14 protein-coding genes are annotated in these 17730 nt (G+C 71.4%); 6 read left to right on the plus strand and 8 right to left on the minus strand.

Going from position 1 to position 17730, the window contains the following annotated elements; genetic code table 11:
• Window positions 1-279 precede the first annotated feature (279 nt).
• Both ACFXBC_RS03620 and ACFXBC_RS03625 read right to left on the minus strand, forming a co-directional pair.
• The gene (locus ACFXBC_RS03620; protein ID WP_385018341.1) at window positions 280-1140 is read right to left on the minus strand and encodes a carbohydrate ABC transporter permease; all 861 of its coding nucleotides are present in this window, start codon (window positions 1138-1140) and stop codon (window positions 280-282) included.
• Window positions 1141-1225: 85 nt separating this feature from the next.
• Complete coding sequence (locus ACFXBC_RS03625; protein ID WP_385018239.1) at window positions 1226-2227, minus strand: ABC transporter permease; 1002 nt, start codon at window positions 2225-2227, stop codon at window positions 1226-1228.
• Between the two features lie 340 nt (window positions 2228-2567).
• Between ACFXBC_RS03625 and ACFXBC_RS03630 the strand changes: the two genes are divergently transcribed.
• The 5 genes from ACFXBC_RS03630 (at window position 2568) to ACFXBC_RS03650 (ending at window position 10727) form a co-directional block, all read left to right on the plus strand.
• Window positions 2568-3554 carry a hydroxyacid dehydrogenase gene (locus ACFXBC_RS03630; protein ID WP_385018343.1) on the plus strand — a complete coding sequence of 329 codons (987 nt, stop codon included), beginning with the start codon at window positions 2568-2570 and terminating at the stop codon, window positions 3552-3554.
• Window positions 3555-3616: 62 nt separating this feature from the next.
• Entirely contained in the window at window positions 3617-4711 is a 1095-nt protein-coding gene (locus tag ACFXBC_RS03635) for a LacI family DNA-binding transcriptional regulator (protein WP_385018345.1), read from the plus strand.
• Window positions 4712-4852: 141 nt separating this feature from the next.
• On the plus strand, window positions 4853-6250 hold the full coding sequence (locus ACFXBC_RS03640; protein ID WP_385018242.1) for a M60 family metallopeptidase: 1398 nt from the start codon (window positions 4853-4855) through the stop codon (window positions 6248-6250).
• Between the two features lie 40 nt (window positions 6251-6290).
• A complete protein-coding gene (locus ACFXBC_RS03645) occupies window positions 6291-8780 on the plus strand; it encodes a polysaccharide lyase 8 family protein (RefSeq protein ID WP_385018244.1) in 2490 nt (829 codons plus the stop codon).
• 78 nt (window positions 8781-8858) lie between these two features.
• Entirely contained in the window at window positions 8859-10727 is a 1869-nt protein-coding gene (locus ACFXBC_RS03650) for a DUF2264 domain-containing protein (RefSeq protein ID WP_385018246.1), read from the plus strand.
• A 108-nt stretch (window positions 10728-10835) separates the two neighbouring features.
• Here the strand turns inward: ACFXBC_RS03650 and ACFXBC_RS03655 are convergent, their stop codons facing one another.
• The 5 genes from ACFXBC_RS03655 to ACFXBC_RS03675 are packed head-to-tail and all read right to left on the minus strand — an operon-like array spanning window position 10836 to window position 14717.
• Entirely contained in the window at window positions 10836-11405 is a 570-nt protein-coding gene (locus ACFXBC_RS03655) for a GAF domain-containing protein (RefSeq protein WP_385018248.1), read from the minus strand.
• Window positions 11402-12031, minus strand: coding sequence for an ATP/GTP-binding protein (locus ACFXBC_RS03660; RefSeq protein WP_385018250.1), 630 nt, complete (start codon window positions 12029-12031; stop codon window positions 11402-11404). The genes ACFXBC_RS03655 and ACFXBC_RS03660 overlap by 4 nt, the downstream gene beginning before the upstream one ends.
• The gene (locus ACFXBC_RS03665) at window positions 12009-12380 is read right to left on the minus strand and encodes a DUF742 domain-containing protein (protein ID WP_385018252.1); all 372 of its coding nucleotides are present in this window, start codon (window positions 12378-12380) and stop codon (window positions 12009-12011) included. Before ACFXBC_RS03665 ends, ACFXBC_RS03660 begins: the two co-directional genes overlap by 23 nt.
• Before the next feature lie 2 nt (window positions 12381-12382).
• The gene (locus ACFXBC_RS03670) at window positions 12383-12817 is read right to left on the minus strand and encodes a roadblock/LC7 domain-containing protein (protein ID WP_385018254.1); all 435 of its coding nucleotides are present in this window, start codon (window positions 12815-12817) and stop codon (window positions 12383-12385) included.
• The gene (locus tag ACFXBC_RS03675; RefSeq protein WP_385018256.1) at window positions 12807-14717 is read right to left on the minus strand and encodes a sensor histidine kinase; all 1911 of its coding nucleotides are present in this window, start codon (window positions 14715-14717) and stop codon (window positions 12807-12809) included. The genes ACFXBC_RS03670 and ACFXBC_RS03675 overlap by 11 nt, the downstream gene beginning before the upstream one ends.
• Window positions 14718-15032: 315 nt before the next feature.
• Here ACFXBC_RS03675 and ACFXBC_RS03680 point away from each other — a divergent pair, with 315 nt between their 5' ends.
• On the plus strand, window positions 15033-16289 hold the full coding sequence (locus tag ACFXBC_RS03680) for a cytochrome P450 (protein WP_385018258.1): 1257 nt from the start codon (window positions 15033-15035) through the stop codon (window positions 16287-16289).
• Here ACFXBC_RS03680 and ACFXBC_RS03685 read toward each other — a convergent pair.
• Window positions 16245-17618 (minus strand): amino acid permease, encoded by a 1374-nt coding sequence (locus tag ACFXBC_RS03685; RefSeq protein ID WP_385018260.1) that lies wholly within the window; start codon window positions 17616-17618, stop codon window positions 16245-16247. The two genes, ACFXBC_RS03680 and ACFXBC_RS03685, sit on opposite strands and share 45 nt — an antisense overlap.
• Window positions 17619-17730: the final 112 nt, after the last annotated feature.

Genomic DNA, 17730 nt, shown 5'->3' on the forward strand with positions numbered 1-17730 from the left:
GCCCTACATCGCGCCGGGGGGGGCCGGGCGGCTGGCGCGGCCTGTGGGACCGGGGTTGGGCCGGGGACCGGGGGGGCGGGGGGGGGGGGGGGGGGGGGGGGGGGGGGGGGCCGAGGCCCAGACCGGCGCCCATCCGGAAGAGGGCTCTGCGGTTGATCGGGGTGGAGCTCGGCACGGACATCTCCTTGAGAGAAGGGAGGGAAGGCCGGGGGGGTGGCGGGGCTGCTCAGCCGATGGGGGCTGGTCAGCCGACGGCGCTGGTCGGCAGACGGAGGCCGCTCAGCCCTTGATGGCGCCGGTGAGCACGCCCTTGGTGAAGTAGCGCTGGACGAACGGATAGACGAGCAGGATCGGTACGACGGCGACGACCAGGACGCCCATCTGCACGGCCTCCTGCGGGGCGACGCTCTCGCCCGCCGCGGCGCCGCTCAGACTCTGGCCCTGCAGGACGAAGGTGCGCAGCACCATCGGCAGCGGCCACTTGTCCGAGTCCTGGAGGTAGAGCAGCGAGTTGAAGAAGGCGTTCCAGTACGCGACGGCGTAGAAGAGGCCGACGACCGCGATGACCGCCTTGGAGAGCGGCAGGACGACCTGGAGCAGGATGCGGAAGTCCCCGGCGCCGTCGACCCGCGCGGCGTCGTACAGCTCCTCGGGCAGGTTCATGAAGAAGGCCCGCAGCACGACCAGGTTGAAGGCGCTCATCAGGGTCGGGATGACGAGGGCGGCGTAGGTGTTGTAGAGGCCCAGCTGGTTGACCAGCAGGAAGTTCGGGATGATGCCGGCGTTGAAGAGCATCGTGAACAGGGCCGTCATGAGGATGAAACGGGAGCCTGTGACATTGCGGCGGGAGAGCCCGTACGCCATGCCGATGGTGGCGAGCAGGCTGGCCGCGGTACCGAAGACCGTGATGCCCACGCTCACCAGGAGCGCCCGGGTGACCACACCGCCGGTGAAGATGGTGCGGTACGCGTCGAGCGTGGGGTGGTCGGGCCACAGGACGAGGCCGGTGGACTTGATGATGTCGGTCTGCGAGGCGAAGCTCGTGCCGATCACGCCGAGCAGCGGATAGGCCACGGCGAGCACGACGAGGACCAGGACGACAGCCTTGCCGGTGAGGCCGATGCGGGTCGGCCGCTCCATCCACGGCGGGCGGCCGTCCGACGGCCTGATCACGGGCGCCGCCGCGAGCGGCGCCGCGGTGACGGGGGCTTTCGCCGGTGACTTCTCAGCTGTCCGCACCGCGGTACACCCCTTCATGGCCGAGACGGTGGGCGAACTTGTTCGCGCCCAGGACGAGTACGGTTCCCACGACTGCCTTCACCAGGCCGACAGCCGCCGAGATGCCCCACTGGTTGTCCTTGATGCCGTGGTAGTAGACGTAGGTGTCGAGCACCTCACCGGAGCCGGGGCCGACCGCGTCGCGCTGGAGCAGGATCTGCTCGAAGCCGACGGAGAGGATCTGGCCGAGGTTCAGGATCAGCAGCAGGATGATCACCGGGGCGATACCGGGGAGCGTGACGTGCCAGAGCCGGCGCCAGCGGTTGGCCCCGTCGATGGCCGCCGCCTCGTACTGCTGCTTGTCGATGCCGAGGAGGGCGGCGAGGATGATGATCGTCCCCCAGCCCGCGTCCTTCCAGATGGACTGGAGGGCGATCAGCCAGGGGAAGGCGTTGGGGTCGCTCATCATGTCGTAGCGCGGCAGCCCCAGGTCCCCGAGCAGATCGGGCAGGAGCCCGGCGCCGCCCAGGACCTGCTGGAAGATCGAGACGATGATCACCCAGCCGATGAAGTGCGGCAGATAGACCACGCTCTGGATGAACCGGCGGAGCTTGTCGCTGACGATGCTGTTGAGCAGCAGGGCGAGCGCGATCGGCACGGGGAAGAAGAAGACCAGCTGGACGAAGGCGATCTCCACCGTGTTGCCGGTGGCCGACCAGAAGGCCGGGTCGGCGAAGGCGCTGGAGAAGTTGGCGAAGCCCGTCCACGCGCTGTGCATATAGCCGAGGTACGGCTGGTAGTCCTGGAAGGCGACCATGTACCCGAGCAGCGGAATGTAGTGGAACACCACGAAGTACAGCAGTCCGGGCAGGGTCAGCAGCAGCATCACCTTGTCGCGCTTGATCCGCTGCCACAGGGACAGCCGGTGCTGGGCGACGGCGGGTGGGGAGGGTGCTGGGGACTTCCTGCGCCGCTTGTCCAGCGGCATCGGATGTGCTGTTTCAGCCATGGTGCGGTCCTGTTCGGCTGGGGTGGCGCAGAGCGAGCCTTCTGCCGCCGCAACGTAGTAAGCGGTTAACCCCACCGTCAAGAGATCCGGGGAAACGTCTGTGTTACTCGATGTTTCTGTCATCGGAGTCGCCCGGAAAGGTCCCCAAATACTGGCTTAAACAGGGCAGATGGCCGCACGGATCGCTTGACGTTTGATGTCTGGGCTCCCTAGCGTGCCGCCCATCAATAGAACGCGTTTACTGTCCGGAGGCAGGGTGCGAACCACCGACGAGGCACCGGCCCAGACCGGTACGGACGAGCCGGACCCGCCCCCGCGGCGCCCTCGCACCGTGCTGGCCATGGACCCCGGACTGATCGACGACATCTTCCCGCCACGGGTGCGGACCCGTCTTGAGGAGTCGGCCGATCTCCATCCGCCCTATGTCATCAGGGAGTTCGGCTCCCCCGAAGCCACCGCCGCGCTGGCGGGCGCCGAGGTGCTGCTCACCGGCTGGGGCTGTCCGCCCATCGACGCCGGGCTGCTGGAGCGGGCGCCGAAGCTGCGGGCCGTCATCCACGCCGCCGGCACCGTCAAGACCTTCCTCGCCCCGGAGGCGTACGAACGGGGCGTCGCCGTGTCGTCGGCGGCCGACGCCAACGCCGTACCGGTGGCGGAGTTCACCCTGGCGGCGATCATCATGGGCGCCAAGCGTGCCTTCCCGTTCGCCCGGCTCTTCCGCTACCGCCGCACCCACCGCACCGCCGCCGATCTCAACAGACAGCACTGGATCGGCACCCACGGCCTGACCATCGGTGTCATCGGCGCCTCCCGGATCGGCCGCCGGGTGATCGAACTGCTCCGGGTGCTCGACGCGGACATCCTCCTTTACGACCCGTACGTCGGCCCGGCCGAGGCCGAGTTGCTGGGCGCCGTCTCGACCGATCTCGACACGCTGATGGCCACCAGTGACGTGGTGACCGTGCACGCGCCCGACACCCCGGCGACCCGGCATCTGCTCGACGCACGGCGGATCGGGCTGATGCGCCCCGGCACACTGCTGGTCAACACGGCGCGCGGGCGCCTGGTCGACACCGAGGCGCTCACCGGCCATCTGGTCAGCGGCCGGCTCGACGCCGTACTCGATGTGACCGACCCCGAACCGCTGCCGCCGGGGCACCCGCTGTGGGACCTGCCGAACGTGTTCATCACCCCGCACATGGCGGGCGCCCAGGGCAACGAGGTCGGCAGGCTCGGGGCGCTCGCCGTGGACGAACTCTGCCGTTACGCGGACGGGCTGCCGTTCAACCACCCGGTCCGCCTGGCCGACTTGGAGCGGATCGCATGAACGTCCCCGTCTCGCAGGCCATAAGCTCAGCGGCACAGGACGACAACCAGGGGGTGGGACGGATGCGCCGCCAGACCTCGGCAGCCGACAGCCGACGACGCGCGACCGTCACGGACGTGGCACGGCTGGCGGGGGTCTCGACCGCGACCGTCTCCCGCGTGCTCAACCGCAACTACCCGGTGGCCGCCGCGACCCGGGAGCGGGTCGAGGAGGCGATGCGCGAGCTGGGCTACGTCGTCAACGCGCACGCCCGCGCGCTGGCCGGGGTGTCGGGACGCACGGTCGGCATCATCGTCAACGAGCTGATCGACCCGTTCTACGCCTATATCGCCCGCGGTGTGGAGCGTGAGGCAAGCCTCGGCGGACGGCTCTGCCTGGTCTGCTGCACCCAGGGCGACCCGACCCGTGAGCTGGCCTTCATCGAGCTGATGCACGAGCGGCGCGCCGACGCCGTGGTCGTCGTCGGCGGCAGCGTCGCCAACCGGTCGCACTCCGCCGAACTGGGCCGCAGGGCCCGCGACCTGGAGTCCGGCGGATCGAAGCTGGTGCTCTGCGGGCGGCCCTCGCTCGGCCAGGACTCGCGCGGCGCGGCCGTCGAGTACGACAACGAGGGCGGCGCCTTCGCCATCACCGACCATCTGCTGACCCAGGGCCACACCCGGATCCTCTACCTCGGCGGCCCGCCGGACCTCTCGACCACCCTCGACCGGCTCGCCGGGCACCGCCGCGCGCTGGAGCTGCGCGGGGTGCCCCGGGATCCCGCACTGGAGCAGCTGGGCTCGTTCAGCCGCGCCTTCGGGCGCCGGAGGCTGGCCGAACTCCTGCGGGACGGGCCGGACTTCACGGCGGTCTTCGCGGCGAACGACAATGTCGCGGCCGGGGCGGCCCAGGCGCTGGAGGAGGCCGGGGTCCGGGTACCGCAGGACATGTCACTCGCCGGATACGACGACATCCCGGTGGCGCAGGAGCTGCGGCCGAGGCTGACGACGGTGCACATCCCGCTGGAGGAGATGGGGCGTCAGGCCGTACGGCTCGCGGTGTCCGGCGGCGACGAGGACGAGTGGCGGGAGCCGGCCACCGGGACCGTACGGCTCGGCACCCATCTGGTGGTACGCGATTCCGTGGCCCCGCCGTCCGCGCGCTCCCGCCGGGTGTGACCGCTTGCTTACGGCCTGTCCGCAGTTGGCCATAGTAAAAGACAGTAACTTCCCCGATCCTCTTGCGGGTTGATAGCAACCGCTTACATGCTGACGCGCAGTTCGTACGCCACTCCACCACCTCTGCCCCTGGGAGTCCGGATGCGCCCTGCTCACCTGCCCCTCACCGCCTCCGCGGTCAGCCGCCGTTCCGCGCTCGCCGCGCTGGCGGGCGCCGGAGCCGTCACCCTGCTCGGCGCCGGCAGCGCATCGGCGGACGGCGCCGGCCGCACCGGCGGACGTCACCCGGCGTCCTCCCTGCTGATCGAGGCGTTCCCGGACGCGGAGACCGAGCGGCTGCGGCTCGACCGGTCGCTGCGGGCCAGCGAGTTCATCCCCACCGGCCACTACGCGGCACCCGGCGCCCGGGTCACGGTCGAGATCCGTGCCGGGCACGGCAGACTGCCGGTCCTGCACATCGGGACGTTCGACGACTACAACACCAACCCGGATCTCAAGGCGCCCCGGGTCTTCCCGCTGCGGGCCGGGCGCAACACCGTCTCCGATGTCTACGGCGGCCCCCTCTATCTGAGCTTCGCCGGTCATGGCGAGCGGGCGGCGGTCACCTTCGTCTCCGGTACGGCACGGATGGCCGGTTTCGAGCTGGGGCGCACCACCGAGGCGGAGTTCCAGCGGCAGCTGGACAACATCACCGATGTGCCGTGGGTGGAGCTGACCACCGGGCACACCATCCTGACGCTGACCCGCGAGGGCGCACTGCTCTACCGCGGTGAGGACCACGCGGCGCTGCTGCGGCTCTTCGACACCATCATCGACTCGCACAACAGGATCAGCGGCCTGGTGGGCCCGAAGCCGCTCAACCGCCCCAAGGCCGGCCGCTACCACTTCAACGAGGTGAGCGTCGTCCCGAAGGGCGTCGGCGCCTACGCCTGGCACGGGTTCAACGGCTTCCCCCGCGCCTATATGGACCGCCTCTGCACCGTCGAGGGGCTGCGCACCCGGGGCTGGGGGCTCTACCACGAGCTGGGCCACCTCAACCAGCAGGCGGCCTACCAGGCGGGCGGCCTCACCGAGGTCACCGTGAACATCTACTCGCTGGCCGCCCAGCGCACTCTCGGCCAGCCGTCCAACCTGCTCACCAAGGACGCGACGACCGGGCTCAACTGGTTCCAGTCGGCGGCGCCCAAGGTCGGCACGCCCGGTATCGCGTACGAGACGACGTTCGGCCCGTACGAGCAGCTGGTCCCGCTGCGCCAGCTGGAGCTGGCCTTCGGCGACGACTTCTGGCCGAGGCTGCACCAGTTGGTCCGCACCGAGCACCAGCACGACGCGCCGGTCGAGGACTACGACCACGATCCGGCGGTGGAGGCCAGGCAGTACCGGGCGCTGTCCACCTATGCCAGCCGGGTCTCGGGGTACGACCTGACGGACTTCTTCGTACGGAAGTGGGCCTTCCCCGTCGATGCCACCGGGATCGCCGAGATCGCCGCACTGCGGCTGCCAAGCCCGCCCGTCGACCCCAGCTCGCTGAGCGACTGACGCCCGCCGACTCACGACTCCGGAACCGAAGGGAACCGCCATGGATCAGCCGGATCAGGATCAGCCGGATCGGCCCCGTTCCGCCCTCAGCAGGAGATCGCTCCTGGCCGCGGGGGCCGCGTCGGTCGTCGTCCCGGCCGTCACCGGGGCCGCGGGCGCCGGGACGGCGCGGGCCGCGGACCGCACCACCGTCGCGCCCACCGGGGCCGGCGCAGCCGCCGGCACCAGTACGGCCGACGCCTACGAAAGCGCGCTCACCCGCGCCGAACAGCTCATCACCGGGGGCGCGTTCGACGCGTCCGACCCCGACTTCGCGGCAGCGCTGGCCACGCTGGACGCGTCGGCGGCCGACTTCTGGAAGCGGCTGGACCGCGGCGCCGGACGCACCGCCCTCTGGCCGGACTATGTGCCGGTGACCGAGCCGGGGATGTTCAGCCAGAGCTACACCCGGCTGCGGACCCTCGCCACCGCCTGGGCCACCCCGGGCGCGGCGCTGAGCGGGAGCGACGAGGTGGCGGACGCGCTGGTGTCCGCCCTGCGCTTCCTGCACGACACGGCCTACAACCCGGACCGGAAGGAGACCGGCAACTGGTGGTTCTGGGAGATCGGGGCGCCGCGCGCCCTGCTCGACTGCTGTGTGCTCCTCAGGGCGCGGATCCCCGCTGCCGACCTGGCGGCCCATCTGGCGAGCGTGGAGAGGTTCGCGCCGGACCCGGACCGCCGCACCAACTCCCCCACCCTCGCCGAGACCGGCGCCAACCGGGCCGACAAGTGCGTCATCGTGGCGCTGCACGGGCTGCTCGCCCAGGACCCGGACAAGGTGGCGCTGGCCCGCGACGGGCTCTCCGACGTACGCGACAAGGGACTCAACAGCCTTTTCCAGAACGTCACTTCGGGCGACGGCTTCTACCCGGACGGCTCGTTCATCCAGCACGACACGGTCGCGTACACCGGCTCGTACGGCACAGTGCTGCTGGCCGGGGCCGCGTATATGAGCGCGCTGCTCGCCGGTTCCCCCTGGGCGGTCAGCGATCCGCAGATCTCCGTGATGTACGAGGCGGTCACCGGGACCTTCTCGCCGGTGATCTTCGACGGGCTGATGATGGACGCCGTGCGCGGCCGGGCCATCTCCCGGGAACGGGCCACCGACCACAACGACGGAGCGGCGGCCGTCTCGGCCATTCTGCTCCTCGCGAGCGCCGCGCCCGCATCCGTCGCGGACGGCTGGCGGGCGACGGTCAAGGGCTGGATCGAGCGCAACCGCACCGACCCGTACCTCGGTCTCGTCGGAATTCCGCAGGTCGCCCTCGCCAAGAAGCTGCTGGCCGACCGGAGCGTCGCCGCCGCGGACCGGGAGACGGGTCACCATGTCTTCGCCGACATGGACCGGGTGGTGCACCGGCGGCCCACCTGGTCCCTGGCGCTCTCGCTCTCCTCGAAGCGGATCGCCGCGTACGAGGCGGGCAACGGCGAGAATCTGCACGGCTGGTACACCGGTGACGGGATGGCGTACCTCTACACCGGGGACGACCTGGGGCAGTTCGGCGACGGCTTCTGGCCGACCGTCGACCCCTACCGGCTGCCCGGCACCACCGTGGACACCCGGCGGCGCGCGGACCTCACCGGCGCCGCGGGGACCGAGCCCTATCTGCCGGGGAACACCGTCGCGGGCGGCGCGGTGCTCGACGGGCGGTACGGCGCCACCGCCATGGAGCTGGCGGCGCAGGGCAGCACCCTGAAGGCCCGGAAGTCCTGGTTCCTGGTGGACAACGCGGTGATCGCGCTCGGATCCGGTATCACCGCGAGCGACGGCCGCACCATCGAGACCGTCGTGGAGAACCGGAATCTGCACACGTCCGGCGACCGGCGGCTGACCGTCGACGGCCGTCGCCAGCCGTCCCGCCAGGGCTGGGGCGGTACGTTCCACGGGGCGCGCTGGGCCCATCTGGACGGGGTGGGCGGCTATGTGTTCCCATCGCCGCACACCTCGCTGCACGCGCTGCGCGAGGAGCGCACCGGGCGGTGGAGCGATCTGGACACGGGGGCGGACACCGCCGGTTCGGACACCCCGGTCACCCGCCGGTACGCCACGCTCTGGCTCGACCACGGGGTCTCCCCCACCGATGCCTCGTACGCCTACATCCTGCTGCCCGGCGCGTCCCCGGCCGCCACCGCGGTCCAGGCGCTCTCCCGGCCGGTGCGGATCGTGGCCAACGACTCCGCCGTGCACCTGGTGGAGGTGGCCAGGACCGGACTGACCGCCGCCACCTTCTGGCAGCCGGGGTCCGCCGCCGGGCTCACATCGAGCGGCCCGGCGTCGGTGCTGCTGCGCCGGCACGGCGACGGTGTCTCGGTCGCGGTCGCGGACCCCGGCCACGAGCAGCGGACGCTGACGCTCGAACTGCCCTTCCGGGTACGGGAGGTGGTCCGGGCCGACAGCACGGTGAGCGTCACCACCGGGCGCCACCCGGTCCTGACGGTCGACGTGACAGGCTCACGCGGCCACACCCACACCGCCGAACTCCGCTGACACCCGCCCCGTCCGAGGGGCCGGCGGGCCCGCCGCGGCCCGCCGGCCCCCTTCCCACAGCCCAGGAGCACCACCCCGATGACCCCGCCCTTCCTCCAGCTGCCCCCGACCGACCGGCTCCTCTCCTCGCGCACCGGCTGGACCCGCGTCCACTGGGAGGCGCTCGCCGACCGGCTGCTCGACGCGCTCGTGCCCTACGCGACCCCCGGTTTCGCGCAGTACCGTCTTCCGGGGCGCGGCAGTTGGTCGGGGGTGGTGTCGGACGGCCTCGAAGGCTTCGCCCGCTCCTTCCTGCTGGCCGCCTTCCGGATCGCGGGGGCGGGCGAGGCGGCGGACCCCCGGCTGGTGGAGCGGTACGCGCAGGGCCTGGCCACCGGCACCGATCCGGACTCGCGGGAGGCGTGGCCGAGGCTGACCGAGTGCTCCCAGCAGATGGTGGAGGCCGCCTCGGTGGCGGTGGCGCTGCACGAGACCCGCCCCTGGATCTGGGAGAAGCTGGACCCCCGGGTGCAGGAGCGGGTGGTGGACTGGTTCTCCGGCTTTGTCTCCAACCGCACCTGGGACAACAACTGGCGGCTCTTCCAGGTGGTGTCCGAGCAGTTCCTCGCCTCGGTGGGCGCCCCGTACAGCCAGTCCGACATCGACGGGGGGCTCGACCGGATCGAGGACTGGTACGTCGGCGACGGCTGGTACACGGACGGCGACGGGCAGAACTTCGACTACTACATCGGCTGGGCGCTCCATCTCTACCCGCTGCTCTGGTCCCGGATCGCCGGTGAGGATGCGGAGACCGGCCGGACCAAGGTCTACCGGGAGCGGCTCGGCCAGTTCCTCGACGGCTACCAGCACTTCTTCGGTACCGACGGCGCGCCCGTGCACCAGGGCCGCTCCCTCACCTACCGGTACGCGGCGCTCGCCCCGGTCTGGATGGGCGCGCTCGCCGACTGCACGCCGCTCTCCCCCGGCCGGACCCGCCGTCTCGCGTCGGGCACCATGCGGCACTTCGCGGAGCGCGGGGTGCCCGACGAGCGCGGGCTGCTCACCCTGGGCTGGTACGACACCTTCCTGCCCGCCACCCAGCCGTACTCCGGGCCGGCCTCCCCGTACTGGGCGTCCAAGGGCTTCCTGGGGCTGCTGCTCCCGGCCGACCACCCCACCTGGACCGCGCGCGAACAGGCCCTGCCCATCGAGGAGTCGGACCAGTACACCGCGCTGCCCGCACCCGGCTGGCTGCTGCACGCGACCCGGCACGACGGCATCGTCCGGCTCGTCAACCACGGCAGCGACCACAACCCGCCGCAGGGAGAGGCCGAGGACGATCCGCACTACGCCACCTTCGGCTACTCCACAGCGACCGCGCCCGAGTCGGCGCCGCACGCCCGGGAGCGGGCCGTGGACAACCATCTCGCGGTGATCGGCCCGGACGGTGTGCCGTCGCGGCGGCGGCGGATCAACCGGCTGTCCTGCGCGGGGCGGACCGCCTCCTCCTGGTACGAGGACGCCGGGGTCCGGGTCGAGACCACCAGCGTGCTGTACGGCCCCTGGGAGATCCGGGTGCACCGGGTGGACGCCGCGCAGGGCGTGACCGTACGCGAGGGGGGTCATCCGGTGGCTGACGGGGAGCGCCCCTGGTCGGACACCGGGCCCGGCTGGGCGCTGACCCGTACCGCGGACGGTCTGACCAGTGCCATGGTGGGGCTGTACGGCTGGGACGGGGCGGAGGCGGCGGTCGCGCGCGATGTGCAGGCCAACGCCTACGGCCCGCACTCCGCCACCCCGTGTCTGAGCCGCGCCGGGCACACCGGCGGCCGGAGCGTGCACGTCAGCCTGGTCGCGCTCTCGCGGGACGCGGTGCACCCCGCGGCGCTCCAGGAGTCGATCGCGGTCACGGTCACCGACGGCGCGGTCGAACTGTCCTTCCCGGACGGCACGACCGTGATCGCCTGACCGCCCGGAGCCTGACCGACCGGCCCTTGAACCCCCGGGCCGGGCGGACCGTGCCGCAGCCGACCGGGCCGGGGCAGACCGGGCCGGGGCAGACCGGGCCGGGACCGGTCAGATCCCGCCGTCCTCCCGGTGGTGGATCTGCGCGACCAGTTCGGCCGCCGCCGCCTTGATGGTCTCCAGACCGGCGAGCCCCCACTGCCTCGGCACGGTGTCCACGACGCACACCGCGCCGAGTGCGGTCTCCGTACGGTCGATCAGGGGCGCGCCCAGATACGAGCGGATGCCGATCTCGTCCACCACCGGATTCCCGGCGAACCGCGGGTAGTCGCAGACGTCCTCCAGAACGAGCGCCTTGCGCCGGGCGACGACATGCGGGCAGTAGCCGTGGTCGCGGGCCATGACACGGTTGATCCCGCAGGCCGCGGCCACCGCACTCAGATCGCTGCCCGAGTGCGTACCGGCCGGGGTGTGCAGTCCTGCGAAGAACTGCCGGTTCTCGTCGATGAAGTTGACCAGCGCGTAGGGCGCCCCGGTGGCCTCGGCGAGCCGCCGGGCGAACGCGTCGAAGACCGGGTCGGGGTGCTGCCCCAGGCCGAGTCTGCGCAGCCGCCGGGCCCGGACGGGCGCTTCCCGGTCGACGGGGGTCAGCAGCAGCCGCCCTGTCGGGTCGTACGTCATGGGTGGACTCCCTGGGTGGTGACCGGATCCGGGGCCGGGCCCGGCGCGGGTCCGGCATCCGGTGCGGTGTCGAGCAGATGTCCTACGAGGGTGACCAGGGTGCGGATCCCGGAACTGGCGATACGGGCGTCGCACAGCACCACCGGGATCTCCGCCCGGAGGTCGAGGGCCGCCCGTACCTCGTCCGCCTCGTAGCGGTAGGCGCCGTCGAACTCGTTGACCGCGACGACGAATCCGATGCCCCGCTGCTCGAAGAAGTCGATCGCGCCGAAGCACTCGGCGAGACGGCGGGTGTCGGCGAGCACCACGGCGCCGAGTGCGCCGGCGGAGAGTTCGTCCCACATGAACCAGAAGCGTTCCTGCCCGGGGGTGCCGAAGAGGTAGAGCACGTGCTGCGGGTCGAGGGTGATCCTGCCGAAGTCCATGGCGACGGTGGTCGTGGACTTGGACTCGACGCCTTCCAGGCTGTCCGTGTGCTCGCCCGCTTGGGTGAGCATCTCCTCCGTACTCAGCGGTGAGATCTCGCTGACCGCTCCCACGAAGGTCGTCTTGCCGACCCCGAAACCGCCCGCGACCAGGATCTTCAGCGCGGTGGGGAAGGGATCAGAGCCGTCGTCGTAGGCCATCGAGCACTGCCTCCAGCAAGGAAAGGTCGGTGGGGTCTTCGTCGGGGCGTGGCGCGCGTGTGGTGACCGCCCCGCTGTCCATCAGGTCCGAGAGCAGCACTTTGGCGATGACGACGGGCAGCCGCAGATGGGCCGCGATCTCCGCCACCGATGTGGGCCGCTCGCTCAGCCCGAGCGTCTGGGCGTGTTCCGGACCGAGATGGGCCGGGAGCGGTATCCCGGTCGCCATCACCTGGGAGAGCAGGTCGAGTTGGGCGGTGGGGCGGGTGCGGCCGTTGCTCACGGCGTACGGGCGGATCAGCCGGCCGGCCGCCTCGTCCAGCCAGGGGCTGTCCTGCTGGAACGGCACGTTCAGCGCCCCGTGGCGCTCGATGCGCCGACCCGGCTGCGGGCCGGTGTCACCAGATAGGGCCGCACGCTCTTGACCAGCATGGCCATCTCGTAACCGAGCACCGCCGCGTCGGTCTCGCGCCCTGCGAGTACGGCGAGACAGGTGCCGGAGCCCGCGGTGGAGACGAACAGCAGGGTGGAGTCGAGCTCGACCACCACCTGCCGGACCTCGCCGTTGTCCCCGAAGCGCACCCCGGCGCTGCGGCCGAGCGAGTAGAGACCGGAGGCCAGGGCCGCCATGTGGTCGGCGCTGTCGGCGTCCAGGCCGTGCACGGACTTCACCAGTCCGTCGGCGGAGAGCAGGACGGCGTTGCGGGTGAATGGGACGCGCTGGACCAGGCCGCTGAGCAGCCAGTCGAGATCGGACACGTGCGCGGTCGGCGCTTCACTCGCCATGGTGCATCTCCTCCTTGGAGAGGTCGTGGGAGAAGTTGTGGGGAAGGGCGTGGGGTAAGTCGTGCGGGAGCGGGCGGGATTCAGGCCCGGCTCCGGAGACGGTCCCGGTCCCGGGCTCAGGTGCGCTCCCGGGCCCGGCCTCGGGCGCGGCCTCGGCGAGGCTGAAGCCGCGCTGGAAGGCCGCCATCAGACCCGGGTCGTGGACGGCGGGGTGCTCCTCGTCCGTGCGCGGGGCGGGCCCTTCCTTGAGCTGCGGGACCAGGTGCTGCTGGCTGCGGCGGCGGGGCAGATCGGGCCGGTCCGCGGGCGACAGCAGCGGTACGGACCCGGTGTCGTACCGCGCGCCGCCCTCGAACGCCCCGGTATCCGGCGCCGCACCGTAGTGGGCGCCCGGCAGAGCGGCGGCCGGATTGGGCCGCTCGGCCTCCGGTTCCCGTACGGGCAACGGCCGGAGGGGCTCCCGGGGGGCCGGCGGCACGGCCGCCGGGGAGGCCGGCGCGGAGGGCTGCTGGGGGAACTGCCGCAGCAGCGCATCCGTCGTCTGCGGTCCCGGTACGACTGGGCCCCCGAAGGCCCGGGCGGACTGCGGGTCCTGGGGCGCGAGCCCGGGAGTCGCGGCCCCGAGGCCGTTCTCGTCGGCGCCCAGCAGAGCGGCGGGCAGGACGAGCACGGCCTGGACCCCGCCGTAGATGTTGGCCTGGAGCCGGACCGAGACCCCGTGTCTGCGGGCCAGGGCCGCGACGACGTACAGACCGATCCGGCCGTCCTGGAGCAGATGCCCCACATTGATCTGGTCGGGCTGGGCGAGCAGGGCGTTCATCCGGTCCGTCTCGGTGACGGACATCCCGAGGCCCCGGTCCTCGACCTCGACGGCGAGCCCGGCGGTGACATGCTGGGCGCGCAGCAGCACCTGGGTGTGCGGGGCGGAGAACACCGTGGCGTTCTCGACCAGTTCGGCCAGCAGATGGATGACGTCGGCGACGGCGTGGCCGCGCAGTGTCCCGTCGACCGGCGGCACCAGTTTGACGCGCGGGTACTGCTCGACCTCGGCGATCGCGGAGCGCATCACCTCGGTGAGGGAGACCGGGTTGGACCACTGACGCCGGGAGATGGCGCCGCCGAGCACCGCGAGGTTCTCCGCGTGCCTGCGGATCCGGGTGGTCAGATGGTCGACCTGGAAGAGCCCCTTGAGCAGTTCGGGGTCCTCGACCTGGTTCTCCAGCTCGTCGAGCAGCTGGATCTCCCGGTGCACCAGCGACTGGAGGCGGCGGGCGAGATTGACGAAGACCTCGACCTTCTGTTCGTCCACCGTGGTCACGGCGGGCGGGGTGATGCGCGCGGCCCTGACCACGGAGTCGACGGCGGCCTCCTGGGCCCGGCTCAGCTCCAGGGCGAGCAGGTCGAAGGCATCGCCCCGGGGCGGCACGGCGTCGCCGCCCCGTCCGGCGGGCGGCGCCTCCCCTCTGCCCAGCCGGTCGACGACCGCCCGCAGGTCGGCCTGGCCGCGCGCGCTGGAGCGGCGCAGCGCGTTGCACCGGTCGAGCACCGTCCTGGTGACCCGGTCGGCGCCCAGTGCGGCGGCGGCCATGGCGGCCGCGGCGAGCGCGGCGCATGCGGCCAGCACACCGCGCAGCGCCACCGAGGGGTGCACCCCGGCGGAGTGGATCGTGTAGACGACGGCCGCGGTGCCGCTGAGCGCGGCGACGACGGTGGGAAGAATGGCGGTCCGCAGCAGCTGAGGCCGTATACGGGCCTCGGGCGCCGGTGGTACGGACCGGGAGCGGCGGGCGGACGGGGCCGGGGAAGGGCCCGGCCGTGGGGCCGGACGGTTGCCGGGCCGGCCGTGCCGACCGCCTTCCGGCCGGTCGCTCCGCGCTTCGGGTGCGCGAACTTGAGACATCTGCGTCCTCGGTACGTGGGATACCAGGGCTCACCGACAGGGGATGCAACTCGCCTGACGCGTCTCCCTGTTGATCAGCAGCCACTCACAGTAGTCGCCACGCCGTGGCGCTCGATGTCTTGTTGCCGAACTTGCGCGCCGATCGTCCCGCTCTGGTATGAGAGTTCGTACGCGCGGCCGAAATTATTGCGGCTGAGCGACGGCCGGGCCGGGCGCCGGGGCCGCGGGGCGACGGCAGGGACGGTGGCGGGGCTGCGGAGCGGCCGGGCATATGGTCCGGGCAGTATGGCGCGCATGACGAATATCCGTTCACGCATGACCACATGGCTGGGCCGCCGGTATCTGGCGAACATCCGCAAGAAGGGCTTCGACCTGTCGAGTGCGGCGCTGCTCCCGGAGTCGACCCTGATGCCACTGCGGCGTACCGGTCTTGATCCGGTGGCCGACCTCGGTGAACTGCGGGACAGGGAACCGGTCAGCAAGCTGTCCGTACCGTTCGGGATGAATGTGTGGCTGGTCAGCGGCTACGAGGAGACCAAGGCGGTCCTGGGCCGTACCAGGGGCTTCAGCAACGACTTCACCAACCTGATAGGCAGCTCCGCCGTCACCGAGAGCCAGCAGCACCCCGGCGGCCTCGGCTTCTCTGACCCGCCCGTCCACACCCGGCTGCGCAGGCTGCTCACACCGGAGTTCACCATGCGCAGGCTCGCCAGGCTCACCCCGCGCATCCACGAGATAGTCGGCGAGCGGCTGGACGAGATGGCGCGTACCCCGGGCCCGGTCGACCTCGTGCAGTCCTTCGCGCTGCCGATCCCCTCACTCGTCATCTGTGAACTCCTGGGCGTCCCCTACGAGGACCGGGAGGACTTCCAGCGTCTGGGCACCACCCGCTTCGACCTGTTCGCCGGCGCCGACGCCTCGTTCGGCGCGATATCCGAGTCGCTCTCCTACCTCCGGGACATCGTCAAGAAGCAGCGCGCGGAGCCCGGCGACGGCCTCCTCGGCATGCTGATCAAGCAGCACGGCGACGCCATCGACGACGAGGAGCTGACCGGGCTCGCCGACGGGGTGCTGACCGGCGGACTGGAGACCACCGCCAGCATGCTCGCGCTCGGCACCCTGGTCCTCCTCCGGGACCCGGACCACTTCGCGGCTCTCCGCGACGACGACGCGGCCGTGGGCCCGTACGTGGAGGAGCTGCTGCGCTATCTCACGGTGGTCCAGGTCGCCTTCCCGCGCTTCGCCCGCGAGGACATGGAGATCGCCGGTACGCACATATCCGCCGGCGATGTCGTGCTCTGCTCACTCAGCGGCGCCGGCCGGGACGCGTCCCTGGGCCCGCGCATGGACACCTTCGACCCGTCCCGGCCGTCCTCCTCGCATGTCGCCTTCGGCTACGGGATCCACCGCTGCATCGGCGCCGAACTGGCCCGGATGGAGCTGTGCGCGGCCTACCCGGCCCTGCTGCGGCGCTTCCCCGGCATGTCACTGGCCGTACCGGAGGAGGAACTCGCATTCCGCAAGTACTCAGCCGTGTTCGGCGTCGACTCGCTCCCCGTGCACCTCGACTGACGGGCCGTACGGCGCGCGGCCGGTGCGCACCGGGCTCCCGCCGCGCGCCCTGCGCACCGTGTACGCGACGAGTACGACGGCCAGACTGCCGAGGCTGGTGAGCAGCTGGGTGCGCTGGTCGGCGATGACGGCCATGGCCACCAGCACGGCGGCGAAGCCGGCCATCACCACCCAGGTGAGGTACGGGAAGAGCCACATCCGCAGGGTCAGCCGCTCGGGCTCCGTACGCTCAAGACGGCGCCGCATCCGCAGCTGGGAGGCGCCGATCATGAGGTACATGAAGATGGCGACGGCGCCCGAGGAGTTCACCAGGTAGCTGAAGACGGTGTCCGGGGACAGATAGGCCAGGAGCACCGAGATCCAGCCGACCACGGTGCCGGCCAGGATCGCACGGGTGGGGACCTGGCGTTTGCCGGTCGCCACCAGCCAGGTGGGGGCGTCCCCGTGGGTGGCGAGCGACCGCAGCATGCGCGAGGACACATAGACCGAGGAGTTGAGCACGCTCAGTACGGCCGTGAGGATCACGACGTCCATCACGACACCCGCCCCGGGCAGCCCGATGATCTTCCAGGCCGCGACATACGGGCTGGCCAGGACCTTGGCGCTGTCCCACGGTACGAGGGCGACCACCAGGACGATGGAACCGACGTAGAAGAGGATGATCCGCCAGATGATCCCGGTGGTGGCACGGGCCACCGAACGTTCGGGCTCCTTGCTCTCGGCGGCGGCGATGGTGACGATCTCGGCTCCGCCGAACGCGAAGATGACCACGACGATCGCGGAGAAGACCGCGGTGACGCCGTTCGGCGCGAAGCCGCCGTGCGCGGTCAGGTTGGAGAAGTCGAAGGACGAGCCGGGCCAGCCGCCGAAGACGTAGAGTCCGCCGACGATCAGGAAGGCCACGATCGCGGCCACCTTGACGGAGGAGAACCAGAACTCGAACTCGCCGAAGGACTTCACGGAGAGCAGGTTGGTCGCGGTCATCAGGACCATCAGGCCCATGGCCAGCGCCCAGAGCGGCAGCCCGATCCACTCGTGCAGGATCGCGGCGCCCGCGACGGCCTCCACGGCGACGATGATGACGTAGTAGTACCAGTACAGCCAGCCGATGGTGAAGCCCGCCCAGGGCCCGATGGCGGTCCGGGCGTAGTCGGCGAACGACCCCGACGAGGGCTTCGCCACGACCATCTCGCCGAGCATCCGCATGGTGCACAGCACGAGCGCGCCGGCCAGGCAGTACGACACGATCGCGGCGGGCCCCGCGGTCTTGATCACCGAGCCGCTGCCGACGAACAGTCCGGCGCCGATCGCTCCGCCGATCGCGATCATCGACATATGGCGGTTGCGCAGCGAGCGGCTGAGTTCCGGCTGCGGGCTCCGCGGTGCTGTCTGCTGCTCTGTGCGCGGTGCTGTGCGCGGTGCTGTGCGCGGTGCTGTGCGC

Source organism: Streptomyces sp. NPDC059398 (assembly GCF_042751845.1).
Classification (GTDB): domain Bacteria; phylum Actinomycetota; class Actinomycetes; order Streptomycetales; family Streptomycetaceae; genus Streptomyces.